This is a genomic window from Psychrobacter immobilis (assembly GCF_904846235.1).
GTDB classification, from domain to species: Bacteria; Pseudomonadota; Gammaproteobacteria; order Pseudomonadales; family Moraxellaceae; genus Psychrobacter; species Psychrobacter immobilis_C.
Window position 1 is genome coordinate 21,127 of sequence record NZ_CAJGZN010000015.1, and the last position, 22,335, is coordinate 43,461.

The 22,335-nt window shown below is 44.1% G+C and carries 14 protein-coding genes, 1 tRNA gene and 1 riboswitch; of the genes, 8 read left to right on the forward strand and 7 right to left on the reverse strand.

The features are described from left to right. Window positions 1–61: 61 nt before the first annotated feature. The 4 genes from glmM to cysS form a co-directional block, all read right to left on the reverse strand. Window positions 62–1,429, reverse strand: a complete 1,368-nt coding sequence (gene glmM / locus JMX07_RS10520; protein ID WP_201607837.1) for a phosphoglucosamine mutase — start codon at window positions 1,427–1,429, stop codon at window positions 62–64. Between the two features lie 211 nt (window positions 1,430–1,640). Further along, window positions 1,641–3,113, reverse strand: a complete 1,473-nt coding sequence (gene guaB, locus JMX07_RS10525) for an IMP dehydrogenase (protein WP_201607838.1) — start codon at window positions 3,111–3,113, stop codon at window positions 1,641–1,643. Between the two features lie 277 nt (window positions 3,114–3,390). Next, the gene (locus JMX07_RS10530) at window positions 3,391–5,376 is read right to left on the reverse strand and encodes a mechanosensitive ion channel family protein (protein ID WP_227684787.1); all 1,986 of its coding nucleotides are present in this window, start codon (window positions 5,374–5,376) and stop codon (window positions 3,391–3,393) included. Between the two features lie 153 nt (window positions 5,377–5,529). After that, window positions 5,530–6,990 carry a cysteine--tRNA ligase gene (gene cysS, locus JMX07_RS10535; RefSeq protein WP_201607839.1) on the reverse strand — a complete coding sequence of 487 codons (1,461 nt, stop codon included), beginning with the start codon at window positions 6,988–6,990 and terminating at the stop codon, window positions 5,530–5,532. A gap of 231 nt (window positions 6,991–7,221) precedes the next feature. Here cysS and JMX07_RS10540 point away from each other — a divergent pair, with 231 nt between their 5' ends. Next, entirely contained in the window at window positions 7,222–7,818 is a 597-nt protein-coding gene (locus JMX07_RS10540) for a cob(I)yrinic acid a,c-diamide adenosyltransferase (RefSeq protein ID WP_102091468.1), read from the forward strand. A gap of 133 nt (window positions 7,819–7,951) precedes the next feature. On the opposite strand, the gene JMX07_RS10545 is transcribed toward JMX07_RS10540, so the two are convergent. Beyond that, window positions 7,952–8,890, reverse strand: a complete 939-nt coding sequence (locus JMX07_RS10545) for a hypothetical protein (RefSeq protein ID WP_201607840.1) — start codon at window positions 8,888–8,890, stop codon at window positions 7,952–7,954. 331 nt (window positions 8,891–9,221) lie between these two features. Between JMX07_RS10545 and JMX07_RS10550 the strand changes: the two genes are divergently transcribed. The 7 genes from JMX07_RS10550 to JMX07_RS10580 all read left to right on the forward strand — a co-directional run bounded on the left by JMX07_RS10550 (window position 9,222) and on the right by JMX07_RS10580 (window position 18,568). Further along, on the forward strand, window positions 9,222–9,950 hold the full coding sequence (locus tag JMX07_RS10550; protein WP_101205086.1) for a glycerophosphodiester phosphodiesterase: 729 nt from the start codon (window positions 9,222–9,224) through the stop codon (window positions 9,948–9,950). A gap of 471 nt (window positions 9,951–10,421) precedes the next feature. Beyond that, complete coding sequence (locus tag JMX07_RS10555; RefSeq protein WP_201607914.1) at window positions 10,422–11,600, forward strand: acyl-CoA desaturase; 1,179 nt, start codon at window positions 10,422–10,424, stop codon at window positions 11,598–11,600. Between the two features lie 335 nt (window positions 11,601–11,935). Then, window positions 11,936–13,402, forward strand: a complete 1,467-nt coding sequence (locus JMX07_RS10560; RefSeq protein WP_201607841.1) for a protein adenylyltransferase SelO — start codon at window positions 11,936–11,938, stop codon at window positions 13,400–13,402. 366 nt (window positions 13,403–13,768) lie between these two features. Continuing rightward, window positions 13,769–16,087, forward strand: a complete 2,319-nt coding sequence (locus JMX07_RS10565) for an NADP-dependent malic enzyme (RefSeq protein WP_201607842.1) — start codon at window positions 13,769–13,771, stop codon at window positions 16,085–16,087. Between the two features lie 277 nt (window positions 16,088–16,364). Then, window positions 16,365–17,546, forward strand: a complete 1,182-nt coding sequence (locus JMX07_RS10570; RefSeq protein ID WP_201607843.1) for a tRNA nucleotidyltransferase — start codon at window positions 16,365–16,367, stop codon at window positions 17,544–17,546. Between the two features lie 37 nt (window positions 17,547–17,583). Further along, entirely contained in the window at window positions 17,584–18,396 is an 813-nt protein-coding gene (locus JMX07_RS10575) for a pteridine reductase (RefSeq protein WP_201607844.1), read from the forward strand. Between the two features lie 95 nt (window positions 18,397–18,491). Continuing rightward, window positions 18,492–18,568 (forward strand) — tRNA-Ile (locus tag JMX07_RS10580). Window positions 18,569–18,907: 339 nt separating this feature from the next. Here JMX07_RS10580 and JMX07_RS10585 read toward each other — a convergent pair. Both JMX07_RS10585 and JMX07_RS10590 read right to left on the reverse strand, forming a co-directional pair. Further along, on the reverse strand, window positions 18,908–19,483 hold the full coding sequence (locus tag JMX07_RS10585) for a manganese efflux pump MntP family protein (RefSeq protein WP_201607846.1): 576 nt from the start codon (window positions 19,481–19,483) through the stop codon (window positions 18,908–18,910). A gap of 7 nt (window positions 19,484–19,490) precedes the next feature. Further along, a riboswitch (yybP-ykoY riboswitch) is annotated at window positions 19,491–19,658 on the reverse strand. Between the two features lie 191 nt (window positions 19,659–19,849). Continuing rightward, window positions 19,850–22,237 (reverse strand): TonB-dependent receptor, encoded by a 2,388-nt coding sequence (locus JMX07_RS10590; RefSeq protein ID WP_102091428.1) that lies wholly within the window; start codon window positions 22,235–22,237, stop codon window positions 19,850–19,852. Window positions 22,238–22,335 lie beyond the last annotated feature (98 nt).

Genomic DNA, 22,335 nt, shown 5'->3' on the forward strand with positions numbered 1-22,335 from the left:
ACCAGTCATTATCTTAAATACCAGTTACTATTTTGAATACCAGTTATTGCCTAGAATGCTATTAGCCTAGTACCGACTTTATAAGATCAGCTAAGTCATTAGCCATTACATCACATTCTATTTCATCATCTGATTCCACCATCACACGAATCATAGGCTCTGTACCTGACTGACGTATCAATAGACGACCTCGACCTTCTAGTGTTGCCTGTGCTTTATCAAAAGCAGCAACCAACTCCTCATGTTTGAATGGATCTTGCATTTGAGACAAACGTACATTGACTAGCTTTTGCGGTAACACTTCAAAACCTTCAACAAGCTCACTCAACGCACGCTCTTTGGCTTGCATCACTGCCAGTACTTGCAAACCAGCAATGATAGCGTCCCCTGTGCGACTTTTATCTAAGCAGAGAATATGACCAGATGGCTCACCGCCCAATATCCAACCATTAGCTTCTAAGTCCTGCATCACATAGCGATCACCCACCTTTGCACGGGTAAAGTGGATGTCTGCATCTTTTAGCGCCAGCTCTAACCCCATATTGCTCATGAGTGTGCCGACAACACCTTCAGCTTTGGTTTTACCTTGGGTAGCAAGCACATATAAAATACCGTCGCCGTCGACTAGCTTACCCGTCTCATCAACCATTACGATACGGTCACCATCACCATCTAGCGCAATACCAACATCTGCGTCATGCTCAAGCACAGCCTTCTGTAAGCTCTCAGGATGGGTAGAACCACATTCAGCATTGATATTGATGCCGTCTGGCGTATTATTGATGGCAATCACGTTGGCCCCCAACTCGCGCATCACTCTAGGTGCTACGCTATAGCCTGCGCCATTGGCACAATCCACTACTACCGTCAGATGACTGAGGTCATATTGATAAGGGAAGCTGCCTTTGCAAAACTCAATATAGCGACCTTTTGCATCATTAATACGATTGTTCTTACCTAAATTTGCAGGATCAAGAATAGGCATCATAGCAACGTCACTACTAACGTCGTTCATAATTGCCGTCAGTTTATCATTGATTGCAGTTTGCATCTCATCAGTAAGTTTTTTACCGTCACCTGAGAAAAATTTGATGCCATTATCGTAGTAAGGGTTGTGCGAGGCTGAAATAACCACACCAGCATCTGCATTAAAACTACGGGTCAAATGCGCAATCGCTGGGGTTGGCAATGGACCAAGCATATAAACATCAACACCAGCCGCATTAAAACCCGCTTGCAATGCTCCTTCTATCACATAACCTGACAGACGTGTATCTTTACCAATCACCACACTTGGCTTACGCATAGGGTTTTCATTTTTTTCTATGAGTACAAGTCCAGTGACATAGCCTAGTTTTAAAATAAAATCCGGTGTAATTGGTAATTCACCAAATTTTCCGCGAATTCCATCAGTGCCAAAATAGCTCATTATATGTTCCTCAAGTCAAAAAATAAAAGGCCAAGCATATACGCAGGCAATACTATTGTTGTAATAATCTGTTTCTGTATTTTACAAAAAAAACAGCCAACAATAACAGAGCATTGTTGGCTGTTTGTATCTTAAGCTCGCTGAAGCTTTACGTCTCAGCTAACATCAATACATTTTAAATCTACAAAAGAGAAGTATTTCACGGAACGATCTAGTTTACTCGATAGTTCGGTGCTTCTTTAGTGATTTGCACGTCATGCACATGCGACTCTTTCATACCCGCTGAGGTTACTTTGATAAACTGCGGATTGGTACGCATATCTTCAATCGTGGCAGAACCCGTATAACCCATTGATGAACGTAAGCCACCAACCAACTGGTTAACGATACCTGCAACTGGTCCTTTATAAGGAACACGGCCTTCGATACCTTCTGGCACTAACTTCTCTACGCCATCTTTTGCATCTTGGAAGTAGCGATCTGAAGAACCGTTTGATCCTGACATCGCACCCAGACTACCCATACCGCGATAAGCCTTATAATAGCGACCTTGGAACAGCTCAACTTCACCTGGCGCTTCTTCAGTACCAGCCATGAGTGAACCAACCATGATACATGATGCACCAGCAGCGATTGCTTTTGCCATATCACCTGAGAAACGAATACCACCATCAGCAATCAATGGAATACTGTCTTGCAAAGCACTAGCGACATTATCAATCGCTGAGATTTGTGGAACACCGATACCTGCGATGATACGCGTGGTACAGATAGAACCAGGGCCAATACCGACTTTTACTGCATCAGCACCTGCGTCACGTAAAGCGATTGCTGCCTCACCTGTTGCGATATTGCCACCGATTACTTGCACATGCGGGTAGTTTTTCTTAATCCAAGATACTTTATCGATCACGCCTTTTGAGTGACCATGCGCAGTATCAACGACGATAACGTCAACGTCAGCAGCGATTAATGCTTCAACGCGTGCTTGCGTGTCTGCGCCTGTACCAACAGCTGCGCCAACACGTAGGCGACCTTGCTCGTCTTTACAAGCATTTGGATTGTTTTCAGCTTTGGCAAAATCATTAACAGTAATCAAACCACGCAGGCGGAAGTTATCGTCAATAACGATGACTTTTTCGATGCGATGCTCATGCAACAATCTTTTGATATTTTCGTTGCTTTCACCTTCATGCACAGTTACTAGCTGCTCTTTAGGCGTCATAATCTGACTAACTGGCAATGACAAATTGGTCTCAAAACGCCAATCTCTATGGGTAACAATACCCACAACGTTATCTGTGCCTTTTTCGACCACAGGCACACCTGAGATATTGTTATCTTGGGTCAAACGCAGCAATTCACCAATCGTCATCTCTGGGTGGACAGTGATAGGATCAACAACGGTACCCGCTTCAAATTTTTTGACACGGCGTACTTGTGTGGCTTGCTTTTCGATGTCCATGCTCTTATGCAAAATACCCATGCCACCAAGCTGTGCCATTGTGATAGCCATTTCAGACTCAGTCACCGTATCCATTGCCGCAGAGATTAGCGGAAGATTAAGTGTGATGTTTTTGGTCAAACGAGTAGACAGATCAGCAGTTTTTGGTAGAACTTCAGAATAGGCTGGTAATAATAAAACGTCATCAAAGGTTAAGGCTTCATCGACAATTCGCAACATACAGACCCCTAGTGGTGGTTATTTTGATGGGTAGGAGCTCAGGGTTAAGCGTATTAATCATTGCAGCTGCAAGCACAGTGCCGATTCATCGCCAACCACTCAGTTATCCTATAAAAATAACGCCACATTATAACAAATAAGCGCCTCACTGACACACTATATTTGTCAGAGTATTTTACACAAGTGCGTCTTTATCGATGTCAGTCATGTCGCAAACCATGAATACCTCGCTTTTAAAGCTATTCAAGTTCGCAAAGCTCATCGCTACTCCCAATTTCTAGTCATCTTTTGTTAACGTAAAGCGCTCTGTAGGTAGATACTTGTTCTGCTGTGCGTGCAGGTAACCAAGCATTTGCTCCCGTATCTCACAGGCCAGCGTCCATGCCTCTATAGGCCCTACCGATGAAACAGCGCCGCGCAGTTGAATGGTATTTTCGGTCACATCAACCACATACATCTCAGGTTCTGTTTTATTATCCCAAAGCTTATTGTCCTTGACCATCGATATAAACGCCTCTCGGATAGCGTCGATATCTGCGCCATAATCGATATACAAAAATACAGGACAAGTTTGATGAACCTCTGTATGCGACCAGTTTTCCACTCGATCAGTGATTAGCTCACGCATTGGCACGATCAAGCGACGCTCATCCCATGTTTTTAGCACTGCATAAGTGTAACGCAGGTCTTCAACCGTACTAAAATTACCATCCATGATCACACTATCACCAATCCGCACTGGCTGCGTCACTGCCACCTGTACACCAGCGATGATATTCCCCAATATCGGCTGTGCTGCAATACCGATAACCACACCTGCAATACCCGCTGAGGTCAATAAAGTTTTGCCAAGGCCTTCCATATTGGCAAATTCACTAAGACCTATCCAGAAACTTCCCAAAATCATAACGAAAATAAAGACACGACGAAATATCGATACGTAAGTACGGCGACGACGTTCTTTATCGAAATGCTCTGCAGCCAGATTCTCAATCTGCATGTCTTGATAGCGATTGGCAAAAAAGTTAATGATACGAATACCCAACCACATAGTACTAAATACCAGTCCAATCCAAATCAATGGACGAGTAGATGAGGCGACTGCATCTAAATAAGGAAAACCACCAGAAACCAAGGTAAAAACCAGTGAAAAACTGATGGCAAAGGTTAATGGTACTGTCAGCTTGCTAACCAAATCTGCGACACCGTTGGTACTGCCAACATACATGCTGTATTTTTCTTCATCGATATAATGATTGATGATTTTTGCAGTACCTTTACTCAGTAGCCAACCCATCCCCATGGTTAATAAAAAGAACAATATGAGCGCTGAGAATTCCCATAGCGCAATTCCAAAAAACTTTAGCTTTAACCAAGTGGGCAAATAACGCTCAAACTCGGCTGGATGATACTGCTCATAGAGATTATCAATATTGCCTACTGTCTGCGCCGAAAACACCCAGACAGGGGCTTCATCCCCTACTCGTACTCGTTGCAAATAAATAGGAACACGGCGCTCGCGATAATCAACATAGCCAAGCTGAATAGAACGTCTGGCAATACCCATGACACTGCTATTATTACCAAGAGGTGGTTCAATTAAGCCATCGGGACGATCTGGCATATCGTCGAATACATAGAGCTCTTTTTCAGACAATAAGAAATCCAGTCGCTTTGTGAGATCAAGCGCACGGCTACGTTGGCTTTTCTCATCAATCAAATTCATGTTTAGTGCGTAAGCGGCCAAATCATACTGCTGCTTCATTAACGCTGATTGAAAAAACTCTAAGGCTGCAAGCGGTGTTTCTAAATTAGCTGGCTCAGATAACGGTGGCAACCCTGCATTTAGTTTATCGAGAATATAGTAGCTCTCACTATATTCTCCGGTCAGTGCCGTATCCCCTTGTAGCCTGCCTGCCTGCTCTACTGCGTTACGTTCAGTAGGATCAAAGATTTCTTCAGTAATACCAGAAATACTAACACTTTCATCTTTAAGCGCATTGACTTGCTGAGCGGCATATTCAGAAAAACTATCAGGCTTACTAGGCGTTTGTTTTTCCGGCTCGCTCGCACTCTGTGCATTTTCACTATTTGCTGCATAAACGGGTGAATAGATGACATTTATAGCGACAATCAAAAAGCCCAACAATACTTGCAGCACATGGCTTTTAAAACGACTTTTCTCTACATCTACTTGATGATTATCATCTGAGCGCAAAACGGCACAATGATGGTCCATAGGATTGTCTTTAAGTGTATTCATGTTTTCAAAGCCATCAGTCTACAAAAAGAAAGTATAAAAAATATATCGCTGCTGCTTTAACCTAATTCAGTAAGCAAAAAAAAGCCAGCCTAAAGCTGACTGAATTTATTACGAGATTTGTAGCTATTTACCTTATAAGCGGCAAAAATTATTTTAAGCGCGGCGCCATGTCGTGCCAGCACGGCTATCTTCGAGCTCAATACCCGCCTCTTTTAGTTGCTCACGTATCTCATCAGCACGGGCAAAGTTTTTATTGGCTTTAGACTCTGCACGTTCGATAATTAAATTATCAATAACCGCATCCGTTAGACCATCTTCTGCCTGATCACCAGTCACTGCTTGCAAAAACTGCTGCACTGGCTGCTGTAAAATATTTAATACCTGAGCCAATGCTTTTAGTTTCTGGGCTAATTGCCATGCGGTATCGACGTCTTCCGCTTTAATGGCTTTATTGATATCGCGAGCCAATCCAAATAAGACGCTGATGGCGGTCGAACTATTAAAGTCGTCATTCATTGCCTTGATGAAGTCTTGTCCAACTGCGCTATTATAAACTTCAGCCACTAAGTCTTCATTGATTACGATTGAATGTCCTTTTTGCTGCTCAGCCAATTTTAATGCATTGTATAGTCTGCTTAGGCTATTATGTGCTTCATCCAATGCGCTATCAGAGAAGTTAACTTGGCTGCGGTAATGGCTCGATAATAAGAAAAAACGCACCGTTTCAGGTAAATACTTTGCCATCACATCACGAATGGTAAAAAAGTTGCCCAATGATTTAGACATTTTTTCGCCATCGACATTGATAAAACCAACATGCATCCAGTTGCGTGCATACTCACAACCAGTCGCTGCCTCAGACTGGGCGATTTCGTTTTCGTGATGCGGGAACTGTAAGTCATGACCACCGCCATGAATATCAAAGGTGCTACCTAAGCACTTAGTCGACATCGCTGAACATTCAATATGCCAGCCTGGACGCCCTTGACCCCATGGCGATGCCCACTGCGGCTCGTCAGGTTTTGCCGCTTTCCATAGTACAAAATCAAATGGATTGCGTTTATCATTTTCAACCTCGACTCGCGAACCTGCCTGCATATCGTCCAGATTGCGCTTCGATAATTTACCATAACCGTCAAAGCTATCAACAGCATAATAGACATCACCGTTGTCGCCTGCATACGCGTAGTTGCCAGTGACTAACGTCTCAATCATATCCTGCATATCATCGATATGATCGGTCGCACGTGGCTCAGCATTTGGCATCTCACAACCAAGCGCAGTCGCATCTTCATGCATTGCTTCAATAAAGCGCTGCGTCAATGTACCAATCTCTTCACCGTTTTCAGCAGCACGGGCAATGATTTTATCATCGATATCAGTGATATTACGTACGTAATTCACGTTGTAACCCAAACGTGCCAACCAACGAACGGCCATATCAAAACCGACCATCACTCGCGCATGACCAATATGACAATAGTCATAAACAGTCATGCCGCACACATACATACCAACCTGCCCTGCTTTGAGTGGTACAAACTGACGCTTGCTGCCAGTCAATGAATCGTAAATAGCAAGTTGGGACATCGCATCTGCAAGTGGTGTGGTCATAGTAAAAAAGCCTTGTAACGTAAATAAAATAGAAAATGTGAAATCTCAGCCGCCATGTATGAATAAGCCATACCAACGACTGTAACTATAAATCAAGAAAATAAAAATTCAGACCAAAAAACGTCGTGATATAAAACGTAACCCATTATCTTAGCGAAAACAGGCGTAAAATACTACAATGAGCGTGCAACTAACGCTATTCAATCATAAAAATCGTTTAAGGATGTAAAGATGGGCAATCGCTTAAGCAAAATATACACACGTACTGGAGATGACGGCAGCACTGGTATGGCTGATGGCAGCCGCCTTAGCAAAGCGGACGATCTATTTAGCGTCATGGGTGACATCGACGAGCTCAACTCACATATCGGCTTGGTACGTGCGCAACTAAAGCACAATAAAGGGCAATCTATAGAGAAAGAGTTCTCTGAAGCCTTGGTCATCATTCAGCACCTGTTATTCAATATAGGCGGCGAGCTTGCTATGCCAGAGTATGAAGGGGTTAATGCCACTCATATTGAATGGTTAGAGCAGCAAATAGATATGATGAATGCCACATTGCCACCGCTAAAAGACTTTATTTTGCCGACAGGTTCTATATTGGTGAGTCAATTACACGTGGCGCGTAGTGTATGTCGCCGTGCTGAACGTCAAGCTGTGATATTGCAGCAGCAGCGTCCACAAGCGATTCGTCTTACTGCCGTCAGCTTTATCAATCGCTTATCTGATTGGTTATTTGTCGCTGCACGCTTTTGTACAGACCCAGAAAAAGTCTCTGAGGTGTTGTGGGACAGTCAAGCATTGAAAACGTTCACTGACAGTCAATAATACAAACTAAGTATTTAACAATAAAGAGCTTAAACCCAAAAAAACCCCGCGACATAATTGTTGCGGGGTTTTTATTATTCAGCGATAGCAATTCGCTCTACTGGATATCGCTATCTCTTATTACAATGACCAATTAATAAGTCGCGCTGTTGTCTTCAATGATGACCATATCGATGGTTTCATCTTTAGGTACGGCTTTTGGCGTGGCGGGCTTACTAGGCTCGGCAGCATCTGCTTGAGTGTTTGCAGTCGAACTGTTCTGACTTTCAGCAGGTTTATTGATGGTTGGCGGCGGCGTAGGTTCAGTTGGACGAATTGGCTCAACTGGCGTTACGGTTCTTGGCTGACGGATTGGCGCTGTTTGAGCCGTATCGTTGTTCTGTGTTGCACGGCGCTCAGCAGCACGTTGGGCGCGTTGCTCATCCATTGCAGTTTTAAAGACAGAACCTGCCATCACATCTGCAACAACAGTAATTAAAGCAGGTTGACCTGCAATACGCGTACGCACTTGACCGCCTTGAGTACCGACGATGTAAGTAAACGCGTCATCAACGAGCATATTGTTATTGATGCGGATATTGTCTTGCGCTAAACGTGATTGTAGACTTGGCTGATTATTGGCCGCTTGTACCTGACTGGCTTGATACAAGTCTTCACTTGGTAGCGTCATGCTGACACTTGCTTGACAAGTGGTCATGCCGTTCTCGTTAGCTTGTTGCAAGATAGCAGCGTTTTGGACATCAATGACAACACCATTGGTTTTTTCGCTAACCACACCGTTTGCTAAACTGATTTCAGCATCATTTGCATAATTGGCCGCCAATGACTGTGCTTGTTGATTGAGCGTATTTTTCAGAGCTGACTTAAGGCGATCTTGCACCATAGGATCATCACAGCTGATCGCAGGCGCAACGCTATTTTCAGCATCGACAGTCTCTTGTTCTGTTAGCTCTGCCTGCTCAGCAGTGTCTTCTTTATCTGAGCGATCACAGCCTGCAAGCGCCAAACCACATACCAATCCAATCCCAGCAACTTTATGCCACTTGCTCAAACTTATATTTGCTACGCTCATACTAACTCTACTCCCAATTTACAGGTTCGTACCGCCACTGACTGACAGTGTTCAACATTCAAATCGCAACGCTAGCTGCTACAGATATGAAAACCACATTATTATACGGTGTTTAAATCAAATGGTCATTAGTGTAGCCCATGGATATACAAATAGTGCCCCTTATTATGGGAAAAACCTGCGTTTGGTTGCAAAAACATAACAAACATTCGCAGATTTGGACTCTAAAAAGTCATATTCAAAAAAGTACGGATTGCATCGCAGTTTTTGTTAGACGTCGTTGATATGACGCTATATGATTGGGCATAAAAATCATCGATAATTGGTGCATATGATAAATTTTAGAGATACGTTATTACTAGGTCATCGAGGCGCACGCGGTGAAGCGTTAGAAAATACCTTTTCAGGCTTTCAATACTCTCAAAATCTTAAGTCAAGAGGTTTAGCAGGCGTAGAGTTTGATATACAACTAAACGCTGATGGTCACTTAATTGTATTCCACGATGACGATCTAGAGCGTATGTGCGGTCGGCAATCACGTATTGACCAGTTAAAACTGACAGAGATTCAATGCCAGTTGCAGTTTGGTCAACCCATTATGACGCTCGCAAGCATAGCACCTGCGCTTAGTGGATTTAACGTTATTGAGCTTGAAATTAAGACGCATAGCCGTACCAACTACGCGGTGTTGATTGCAGCGCTTCGGCAGGCATTTATTGATACACCTCTTGCCAGCTTACCAGTTGTATTGACGAGCTTCGATGTCGAGTTACACAACCGTTTGCAACGTCACAAACTATTATCTCATATGCCTCGCGGCTTGCTTATTCGTACGCCAGAAGCGTTGGCAAGCGCGACCAATACCGCATTGCAACTCGGCTGTATTCAACTGGGCATTCATTATCCGCTTTTGACCCAAGCCGTCATCAAGCATAGCCACCGTTATGGATTGCCCGTAAGTGCTTGGACGGTTAATGATATTCCCACCATTGAGCAGCTCATCAAATGGGAGACTGATGTCATCATTACGGATTTTCCAAGTCATTTGCTGTTGCCTTGACCGAGTTATCCGTACTTTTTTGATATTTAATCATTTTTTCGATAAACGCATTCTTTCCTACATATCTACCCTTCTTGTTACACTTCTCCTTCATGTCTGATAAGTCACTCGTATTTTTGATCAATACATTCTATAATCCATACAAGTTATTGTTATTTAGCAATATTTTTATAGTGTATAAGTGTTCACTTTACACGCTTTTTAAGGTACTATGGTGGCTTAAATTAATACCGTTAGGGATATTATATGATTGCAAAAAAAGCACTTGGCTTACCGCTTAAAGGCTTACGTTTCGCTATCAAATCTGGTGATACGCTTGTAAAGACCGCCAGCACTCAAGTAACGCGTTTTAAAACTCGTTTCGATGAGAAAAAAGCGCAAATGGCGCTTGATGAGCAGCCTGTTGCCAAACGCAATTATGCGAAAGCTTCTGAGCAAGCGGATCTTTCTGCGCAAGAGCAAAGCATTGATATGCGTGAGTTTGAATTTACCAAAGCACCAATTAACTGGATTCCAGCGGCTATTTTAGTAGCGACGCCAATTGCTGCTGCTGTGATTACGCCATGGTATCTATGGACTCATGAAGTTAGCGCTCCTGTTTGGGGTGTGTTTGGTGCCTTTATGGTATGGACAGGTATCAGTATCACGGCGGGTTACCATCGTCTGCTATCGCACCGTGCTTACAAAGCGCACCCTATTGTCAAAAACTTTTTATTGTTAGGTTCAACCTTAGCCGTACAAGGCTCAGCGTTTGATTGGGTTTCTGGACATCGTACTCACCATCGTCATGTAGATGATCGTTTGGACGATCCATATTCAGCACAGCGTGGTTTTTGGTTCAGCCATATTGGTTGGATGCTACGCAACTACCCTAGCGGTAAATTTGATTATAAAAACATTCCTGATTTGACCAAAGACAGAGTCTTACAGATTCAGCATAAATATTATGGTTTGTGGGTAGTTGCCATGAATGTTGGTGTGGTTGCTGCTATTGGTTGGCTCATTGGTGATGTTTGGGGTACTTTACTGATCGCTGGTTTGCTGCGCTTGGTATTAACTCATCACTTCACCTTCTTCATCAATTCGCTATGTCATATGTTTGGTACACGTCCTTATACGGATACTAATAGTGCTCGTGATAACTTTTTCTTAGCTATCTTTACGTGGGGCGAGGGTTATCATAACTATCATCATTTCTTCCAGTATGATTATCGTAATGGCGTGAAATGGTGGCAATATGATCCAACAAAATGGTTGATTGCTGGTTTATCAAAAATCGGTTTAACGACGGATTTGCGTACTGTTGATGATACGACTATTAAGCATGCCGAAGTGCAAATGCAGTTCAAAGCAGCACAACAGCAGATCGATACAGCCACAAGCACTGGGCTTGATCTTCCTCATGCGATGAAGAGCTTCCAAGACCGCATTAAGTTTGAATACGATGCATTTAAACAAACTGTCGAAGAATGGCAATCACTGAAAGCTCAAACTATTGAAATGAAAAAAATAGAATGTGCTGATCGCTTACGTGAAGTTGATGATAAGCTAAAGCATGATTATGCGAAAATTGAACAGAAAATCCTTGAGCATAACAGCAATCTAAAAACTGCTTTCCGCTCTATTGGCGCGAACGAAAAAGCGGCTTAATTAACCTCTGATTTATTTTATAATTTTGAAGCTTCTCCATCCCCCTATCCGTCCTAGATAGGGGGATTTTTTTGCTTATACTTTATCGATTATGTCATTACAGCTACTTCTAATGATTTTATTATCATAATAAATGGTCAAATACATTGGCTGAACCATTGCTTTCTCTAATCCAAAAACAATAACCATCTCATCCATCATATTCAGTTAATTAAAGACCGAAAAATTTATTTTTTGTCCAGATATTACAAGAGACGGACAGAGTGCAACGATGCCATATGAGAGCTATGCTATAGTGACATTCTCACTTTTATATTTTAATGGAAACGGCCTGTATGCGTTATCAAAACACTTACGTCAACCTAGACACGCGCCTTTATCATGAGCAGCCACCGACGCCACTAGACAATCCTCGTGTCGGTCACTTCAACACTCAAGTTGCACAGCAGTTAGGTTGGACAAACGACGAGGACCTGATGACCAATTGGGTTGAGATATTGGGCGGTCTATACTTGCCAGCTGATTTTAAACCACTATCGATGGCATATGCTGGTCACCAGTTTGGACAATGGGCTGGGCAATTGGGTGACGGACGCGGTTTGCTAATGGCGCAGGTACTCGATGTTGATGGACAGCCACAAGACTTGCATCTCAAGGGTGCTGGCTTGACGCCCTATTCACGCATGGGTGATGGGCGCGCAGTCTTGCGTAGTACTATTCGCGAATACCTGTGCGGTCATGCATTGACGCAGCTTGGCATACCCTCGTCTAACGCATTGGGGTTTGTGGTATCTGATACGAGAGTGCGCCGTGAGCGTATCGAAGCAGGTGCAGCGTTGATGCGTGTGGCAGACAGTCATATTCGTCTCGGTCATGTCGAATGGATTGCCAGCTTTGCCCCTGATGTACTGGGTGAGTTCACTGACTATATGATTGACACCTACTATCCAGAGTGCCGCGATAGCGAAACGCCTGTCTTAGCTTTCTTAACCGCAGTGGTTGAGCGTACGGCTCGTATGATTGCTGATTGGCAATTGATTGGTTTTGCTCATGGTGTGATGAACACAGATAACTTATCTATCACAGGCAGTACTTTGGACTTCGGGCCGTTTGGCTTTATGGAGCGCTTTAATCCTGCATGGATCAATAATCACTCAGACCATACGGGTCGCTACGCTTATCAGAATCAGCCTGCTATTGGGCATTGGAACCTAAACGTTTGGCTGCCACACTTTATGCGCCTAGAAGGCGTTACTCGTGAGACTCTATCTGACTGCCTAGCGCCTTACGAAGCAACCTTTATGCAGCACTATCAGCAAGGTCTGTGCCGTAAGCTTGGCTTACCGCATCAAAGAGAAAGCCTCAGCTTAGCCTTTGAATGGTTGACGCTATTAGAAGACAACTTGCTCGACTACACCAATAGCTTCCGCGCACTACTCGGTTTGGTCGCACCAGCAGATCATCCTTATGAGCAAAAGCTACTGGATACCATGACCACTGAATTAAGCGGTGATGCGCAGCAAGTATGGCAAGACTGGTCAGCACGTTATCTGGCACAGATCGAGCAGCTGCTACTTGAGCAGGCAGTTAACGACATGACAACCAACAATCCTGTTTATGTTCTTCGTAATAGCATGGCGCAGCGTGCAATTACTGCCGCAGAGCAAGGTCAGTTTGAAGAGGTTGATCGAGTGTTTCGTTTATTAGCCAATCCTTACAGCGTGCAAGATATCGCTAATGATTTAGATAGCAGTGCGCCTGCGCCTGATACACCGCAGATGCCAATTAGCTGCTCATCTTAGTAGTTGCCCGCTTTAACACTTTTCAATTCTGTAATATTTTGAAATATTATGAAATTAAGGTTGATATCCAACTGCATTTTTTGGCATTATCAACGAGATAAATAACGAATATCATTTTATTATATTATTCGCACAATTCACCGTTGTTGACTAGGCAGTGAATTGGCAATAATGCTAGAATGAATATTTTAGCTGGTTTGCTTTTTTGACCTGATCTTTGATCGTCGACCATGATTCTGATGGTCGTGAGTCGTTTAACGTCTTTATCCCTTTCAATTATTATCATTCAATGATCTTTGGAGGGTTAGACGTTGTTTTTTATCACCATTTAATTTATTCCAATTTATTCCAACCATGGCAATTATTATGAATGACGATACCACTTCGAATACGGATAACCTCAGTACAGAAAAAGAGCAGTTTGAACAAGCTGCCTTACATTACCATGAGTTTCCACGCCCAGGTAAAATTTCGGTAACCCCTACTAAGCAGCTAGCCAACCAACGTGATTTAGCACTCGCCTACTCTCCAGGTGTTGCTGTACCTTGTCTTGAGATCCAAAGAGATCCAAAACTTGCGTCTAAATATACGGCACGTAACAACTTAGTTGGTGTTATCACTAACGGTACTGCTGTATTGGGTCTGGGTAATATCGGTCCATTGGCATCGAAGCCAGTCATGGAAGGTAAAGGCGTTCTATTTAAGAAGTTCGCAGGTATCGACGTTTTTGATATTGAAATTGCTCAAAATGATCCAGACAAATTCATCGAAGCGGTTGCCTCGCTTGAGCCTACCTTTGGTGGTATCAACCTAGAAGACATCAAAGCACCAGAATGTTTCAAAATCGAGCGCGTACTACGTGAGCGCATGAACATTCCTGTGTTCCATGATGACCAACATGGTACGTCAATCATCGTTGCCGCAGCCATGCTAAATGCTTTGTTGATTACTAGCAAAAAGATTGAAGAGATTAAAATTGTTTGTTCAGGCGCAGGCGCAGCAGCCATTTCTTGCCTAGATATCATTTGCGCGCTTGGCGTTAATAAGAACAACATCATTGTTTCAGACTCACGCGGTATCATCAGTACTAGCCGTGAAAACCTCGATGAAACCAAACAGCGTTATGCTCGTGATATCACGGCTACTTCTATCGAAGAAGTCATGGACGATGTCGATATGTTCCTAGGCTTATCAATGCCAGGTACATTATCAGAAGATATGGTTCGCCGTATGGCAAAAGACCCTATCGTCTTTGCACTTGCCAACCCTACACCTGAAATCATGCCAGAATTGGCCCATGCGGTACGTCCAGACGTCATCATGGCAACGGGTCGTTCAGACTATCCAAACCAAGTAAACAACGCGCTATGCTTCCCATATATCTTCCGCGGTGCATTGGATGTTGGTGCAACCACTGTTAATGAAGAGATGAAAGTCGCTTGCGTAAAAGCAATCGCTGCGATGGCACACGTCGAAGCCACTCCAACTACCAGCGCTAGAAACATCGAAAAGATGCAGAGCTTTGGTCGTGACTACTTAATCCCAGGCCCTCTAGAACCAAACCTAATCATTGAGATCGCATCTGCTGTTGCCAAAGCAGCGATGGATTCAGGCGTTGCCACGCTACCGATCGATGACATGCAAGCCTATCGTCAGCGTCTGTCTGAGTTTGTTTATAACTCAGCGTTTGTGATGAAGCCAATCTTTGCTCGTGCTAAAGCCGATCCAAAACGTATCGTGTACTGTGAAGGTGAAGACAACAACATCTTGCTTGCTGTACAAGTGGTCGTTGATGAGAAGTTAGCACAACCTATCTTGGTTGGTCGTCCTTCAGTTATCGAAGCCAACATCAAAAAGCTAGGCCTACGCCTAAAAGCTGGCGAGAACATTACCATCGTCAACGTTGATGACGATCCTCGCTACAAAGACTACTGGCAGGGCTACTATGAGAAGAACAAACGCCGCGGTGTAAGCATTGAGCTTGCTCGTCGTGATGTTCGCCGTAAGACGACTTTGATTGGTTCTTTGCTGGTTGAAAATGGTGCGGCGGATGGGATGGTATGTGGTACATTTGGCCATTACCAATTGCATCTAAAATACGTTGAAAGTGTCATTGGCAAAAAACAAGGTATGAACGACTTCTATGCGATGAATGCGGTACTCATGCAAGATCGTAATATCTTTATCGCAGATACTTATGTCCATGAAGACCCAACAGCTGAGCAATTGGCTGAAATGACTGTCTTGGCAACGGATCAGCTACGTCGCTTTGGTATCACGCCACGCGTCGCGCTAGTGTCTCATTCTAACTTTGGTGCTTCAGATCGTGCCAGCGCTGTCAAAATGCGTAAGGTTCATGAGCTATTGACCAATATGAACGTTGACTTCGAATTTGAAGGCGAAATGCAAGGTGATGCCGCACTTAACGAAAATATTCGTCTAAACGATATGCCATCAAGCCCATTAAAAGGCGCAGCGAACTTGCTTATCTTGCCAACGCTTGATGCATCAAACATCGCTTTCAACCTGCTGAAGACAGCGACTGGCAGTGCTTCTATTGGCCCTATTCTATTAGGTACTAATAAGCCGGTACACATTTTGACGCCATCAGCGACAGCACGTGGTATCGTCAACATGACTGCATTGACCGTTACTGAAGCGCAAGACCTAGAAAACGAAAAATAGTCATATATCATACCCAGTATGAATGCACTGTATCGGTTCAATATAATTTGGATACAAGGAAGCCGAGTGAAAGTACTACAAATAGTAGACTGAGCGAGGCTGACACCCTACCAAATTTGTAGAGGATTGATTATATTAAGAAGGGCTCTGTCATCCATTGACAGAGCCCTTCTGCTATACTAAAACCAGTCAATGCAACTTATAGAGCATTGGCTGGTTTTTTGATTCATAAAAATTGAGCTAGTGATATAAAGCTCGATAATAACAAGAGGCTTCTATGCAAATTTATCTCGTAGGCGGTGCTGTACGCGATCGACTGCTTAAACGTCCTATCAAGGACAAGGACTTCGTCGTCGTTGGCGCTACTGTGGCAGAGATGGTTGATGCAGGGTTTCAACAAGTGGGCGCTGACTTTCCTGTGTTTTTGCATCCGACCAGTCACGAAGAATATGCCCTAGCACGCACAGAACGTAAGCAAGGCTCAGGCTACAAAGGTTTTAGCGTACATGCCAGCCCTGATGTTAGTCTAGAGGATGATTTGCGCCGTCGTGATTTAACCATCAACGCGATGGCAATTGAAGTTACCAGCTTAACTGACGACACCCCTATTGACGGACAGGTCATCGACTACTATGGCGGACTGCAAGACTTAGAAAGCAAGACATTACGTCATGTATCCAGTGCTTTTAGCGAAGACCCATTACGTGTACTTCGCACAGTGCGTTTCTATAGCCGTTACTACGATTTGGGGTTCACCATCGCGGATGACACTTTAACGCTGATGCGTCAATTGGTTGATACAGGAGAGCTGGCTCATTTAAGCGCCGAACGTATTTGGCAAGAATCGAGCCGTGCAACTATGCAGTTATCACCGCAAGTCTATTGGCAAAAACTGTTTGAAATTGGTGCGCTCATAGAGTATTTCGCGCCATTGCATCATGCTTGGGACAATATCCAAATAAGAGAAACAGCGCAGACAGCATTATATTTTGCAGGCCAAATGCGTCTAAACTTGTCACAGCGTTGGGCGCTACTAATGACTAGCCTGTCTTCATCATCATTTAATAGCGAAAACTCTGAGTCTACGTCTACCGTATCAACCGCTATAAAAAATATTAACGCTATCGGTAATAAAGCCAAAGTCCCAAAAGCACATACTCAATTCGCGACTTTATTCGCTCAGCAAGCTGAAAAACTAAGCACAATAAACAGTCTAACTGCGGCTGAAAAAATCGATCTAATCCAAGCCTGCGGTGCGCATAAGGAGCCTGACAAGCTCTCTCAGCTGCTAGTGTGCAGTCATGTATTACAGCTAGCAACACAGCATCGCCAAATGATGCTAGCACTAAACAGCTTTCACGCTGTCGGTATGACCGACATTGCGCCAGACCTTAAGGGCCCCGCTATTGGTTCAGCCTTACGCCAAAGCAGGATTGAACACTTGCAAGCGCAACAATGATATAGACAAGCACCTTAGAGAAAAAAGTAGTATTGCTATGAACCAAGAAACTAATGCCTACCAAACAGAAAATATAAATAACCAAACGCCAGTGATGCTTGTCACAGGTAGTGCTAGGCGCATTGGGGCGGCTATTGTTAAAGCGGCTCATAGGCAAGGTTACCGCGTCATTATTCATTGTCACCATAGTGAACAAGAAGCTAATGACTTGGCTGACCATCTGAACGACATCCGTGCTAATAGTGCAAAAGTTATCGTTGCTGACTTGACAATAGTTAATGATAAAACAGCTTTAGACAGCTTTGTTAAAAATATCGTAGAGGCATTTGGACATCTTGATGTACTGGTGCATAATGCCTCACGGTTTTATCCTAGCCCACTCGGTAGTATCAATCATGCACAATGGGATGAGTTGCTTTTGACCAACGCGAAAGCCCCTTTATTACTGAGCCAAGCCCTATTACCTTATCTAAAGCAACAACAAGGCTGCATTATCAGTTTATTGGACATACACGCGCATGATAGACCGTTTAACAACTATACTGTTTATAATATGGCAAAGGCTGCGCATCGAATGATGGTACAGTCGCTAGCGTTAGAGATGGCGCCAGAAGTGCGGGTCAATGGGGTGGCACCTGGGGTCAATATTTTACCTGACCCTACTAGCGACCAAGCTATTGATAACGAACAGCAACAAAGTATTATCAATGCTATCCCCATGCGGCGCATAGGCCAACCTGATGAGATTGCTCATAGCGTACTGTATCTTGTGCAGGCAAATTATGTCACAGGAGAGATCATCACCGTGGATGGAGGCCGTAGTCTAACCATAGCTGGTGGTCACCTGTAATACAAAAATATGGCTCAATAAAAAATATCTTGATTACTGCCTATCTTTTACTTGAAAAATTAGAAAAATCAGGTATCATTGTGCGTCTAACGTTAGGGCCCATAGCTCAGTTGGTTAGAGCAGAGGACTCATAATCCTTTGGTCGTAGGTTCAAGTCCTACTGGGCCCACCATATTTGAGTTTTAATAAAAAAGACCTTCAAGAGATTGGAGGTCTTTTTTATTGTCTGTTGTTTTTTTAGTAAATAACAACTATGTGTATAAGCATAGATATAGGCACTTTATTCAAGCCTCTTCGCTGACAACGGATAATTATTGATAGTTTTGTAGTGCTAATTTTTTTAGACCTCTTGCGAGCCGCTACAGCGTAATGTGCTAGTTTTAGACCCAAAAAGCCTAATTATTAATATAAATAGGCTTTTCTTAGGTAAACAGGTTTTCTACATCCAAAAGTCAGTAACAGATCTATACATGTAATGACTATCTGTTCGTAGTAGACAGTTTTTATATAATCATTGAAGATGGCTTAATAAAATCCATGCACCGATGGCAATTAGCATCACACCACCAAATATTTCAGCTCTATGACCGATTAGGGAGCCCAATGCTTTTCCTAACATCACCCCTAGCGTGACCATTACTGTAGTGGCCAAGCCAATAAGACCTGCCGCCAGTAAAATATTGACCTTTACAAATGCTAGGCTCACACCGACAGCCATGGCATCGATGCTGGTACCAAATGCAGTCAAAGCAAGTTTGAAAAAAGAATGTCTCGACGGCGCTTCTGCCGTTTCATCACTTGGTTTCAGTCCCTCATAAAGCATGTGCAGACCGAGAGCTGCAAGAATGACAAACGCGACCCAATGATCCCATGCCTCAATAAAAGACGCATCTATAAAGGATGTAGCAGAGTGACCAATTAACCAACCAATAATCGGCGTGATCGCTTCAATGGTGCCAAAAATAACACCCATTCTGAAGGCTTCGGTAAAACGAGGATTTTTAAGAATTGCTCCTTTACTGATTGCCACAGAAAAGGCATCCGTAGACATAGAAAAAGCAAGTAGTAGAAGTGCGATAGGATTCATGTGATTTTCTCTGGTCGAGTATAGAGTCCACGACATAGCCACACCCCCGACCTGCAGTGTAGATATATCGATGGTCTCGCCAACCGAGAGGTGTTCGCACCATGGCATGTGGCCAAGTATGTTGATACGAACGCTTTCGCAGTACGAAAGCAGGCTACTCCCCAAAGAGAGGTTAGATTAGCATTGATACGCTATAAGTCAATCATAAAATGCCAAAAAATAATTTTTGCACCTGATAAAGCGTAAAGTTGGAAACGCTAGCAAATACTCTTGGAGCAGATGAATTCTTTAGAGAGTTATGAACATAAAAAAACCCTTCACGCTAACTTTTAATAGCCTGAAGGGTTTTTTAATGCGTGGCGCTTTTTAGTAATCGACGGTATAGCTTAAGCCATAAGTGGTGCCTGATGCAGGTAAGCGGTTTAAATCACCAAATGTGGTTTGATGATACACGGTCTGATAGTCTTTGTTTAAGATATTATACACGCCGTAGCCCATACGTCCGACAGGTAATTTGACTTGCCCAAGCACATCAAAGGTCGCATAGCCTGTCAATGGCTGCGCACTCGCGTCTGGGTCGTTCTGTTGGTCTTTATAAGCCTTGTCGCTACCGCCGACTGCCAGCGCTTGCAAGCGAATGTTACTGCCTTCGCTAAAGTTATACTGCGCGTATGCCGTGCCTTTGAGTGGCGTCAGGCGTACTGCATCCAGCTCCAGCCAGTCGCCGTCTTTTTTGTATTGCCCGCGGGTATAAGCAACACTGCCGCCTACTTGCCAGTCTTTGTTTAAATCATGCGTGAGCGAGGCTTCAGCGCCGTAAATACGTTCGTCCGTATCGACGACTTCGACGGTATAGTCGTTGGTAAAGCGCACGGTTTTGTCTGAGTCGTTATAAAAACCGCTAACCTTTGCGCTGGTATCACCGCGCGTACCTGTCCAGCCCAGCTCGTAGTTATTGATAGAAATGGGCTGAATATTGTCTGAGTTGACCACAAATCCAGCGCGCACGTCACGTAAGGCGCGCTGCACGTCAGCCGTGGTAAAGCCTTGCGAGAAGTTAGCAAAGACTTGGTCGTCATCGGTCAACTGATAGCTGGTACCAAGGTTAAACAGCACTTTGTCGTGCTTACTGCTACCCGCCTCAACCGCGCCTGCTTCGTAATCAATACCGTAAGCGTCAGCAATATCACTGATGCCATTGGTCGCAAAATAATCCGCCAATAGCTGTTCATAAATGGGCACAAAACGGTCGGTATCCGATTTGATGTTTTGATAGCGCACGCCAGCGCTGGTGTGCCATTTGTCGGTCATATCCACATCGGCATTGACGAACGCGCCCCATTTATCGATAGTGGTTTTTGGTCCGCCGTTATAGCTCAGACCATTACTTGTTGAAGTCAAGCCATTACTTGCAAGGAAGGTAGTCAGGTCTTGGCCATAATAGGTCTGCTCACTCTCTTCACGTTCAAAGTCCGCGCCATAGCTGAACAAGGTATTTTTACCCATAACATCGGTTTCAGTCTGCATAGCGGCGCGCAATCCCATCACCTCAATGTCCGCTTCTGATTGAGTAACCACAGCCGATGCAGCCAATAATTTTCCTAAGGTTGTTTCATCCGTCAAGCCATTATTTACCCATACCTCTTGGGCTTGTTTGTTAAAAAGCTTTCCTGACGGATAAAAGCGCGCCTTTTCGTCACGGTAATAGCCTGTCAGACTTAAGTTAGAACCCAAAAAGTCGCTGTCATTGTAGTTTAGGTTGACCGAGCTTTTGGTATTGTAGGGCTGGTTTTCGATATTGGCGCCATCGATAGCACGTAGTGACGGTATAGTACCTTTTACTAGCAGTACAGACAGATCATTGCCGTAATCGACGCCATAATCGGTATCTTGCTCGCTGTCATAATAAGTCGCCGCAAGATTCATGGTTTTGGTATCGCTAATATCAAAGCCAAGGTTGGCGTTGACGCTGATAGTATCGGTGTCTTGGTTGTCGGTTTGGTTGGCATCAGGGCTGATGCGGTCGCCATGACTGTCAAACTTGCCACCTGTGGTCTCGTAGTCTACATCGACATTACCATACACGCGCTCGCCGCCGTAGCCGATGCTTTGTCCCACATGATAGCCGAGCGAGTCGGATTTAAACTCGCGGCTGCTGTTGATGCCAAGGCGCGTCTGTCTTGTCAAGCCATAGCCTGCCGTCGATTTGGTCACAATATTAATCAGACCGCCGGCTGCCCCCGCGCCATAGATGCTGGTCGCACCTGAGAGCACTTCGACGCGCTCAATTTGCTCAGGGTCGATGCTGTTTAGCTCGCGTGACAGACTGCGCGAGCCAGATAATGGCACGCCATTTAGCAAATACTGTACAGGACGCCCGTGCATGGTCGTGCCGTAGTTACTAACCGAGCCGCTGCTCACGCCAAGGCTGGGCACGAGCTGGGCTAAGATGTCCCCAACCGTGCGGTTACCTGTCGCCTGCGCCTGAATGTCCGCCTCATAAATCACTTGCGTGACAGCAGGCATTTCACTGATTTTCTGTGCCAGCGCTGTGCCTGTTTTGGCATTGGCACTAACTGTAATAGCATCTAAAGTCACACTAGGTACATCGCTTGATGATGCATTCGGGGTCGCCGCAGCGGTGGCCTGCACACCTGATGCACTTTGCACTGAATTGGTATTAGTTTGGGCGTATAACTGCTGGCTGATACAAAGGGTAAGAAGAGATAGAGCAACATGATGGTGGCTTTTCATAATTACTTCACTTAGGTTATTTCACTTAGTTGGATAGGTGGACAGTGATACGCGTTATATTTAGCAAATAATACTGTATGTACTAACTTTGTGAATGA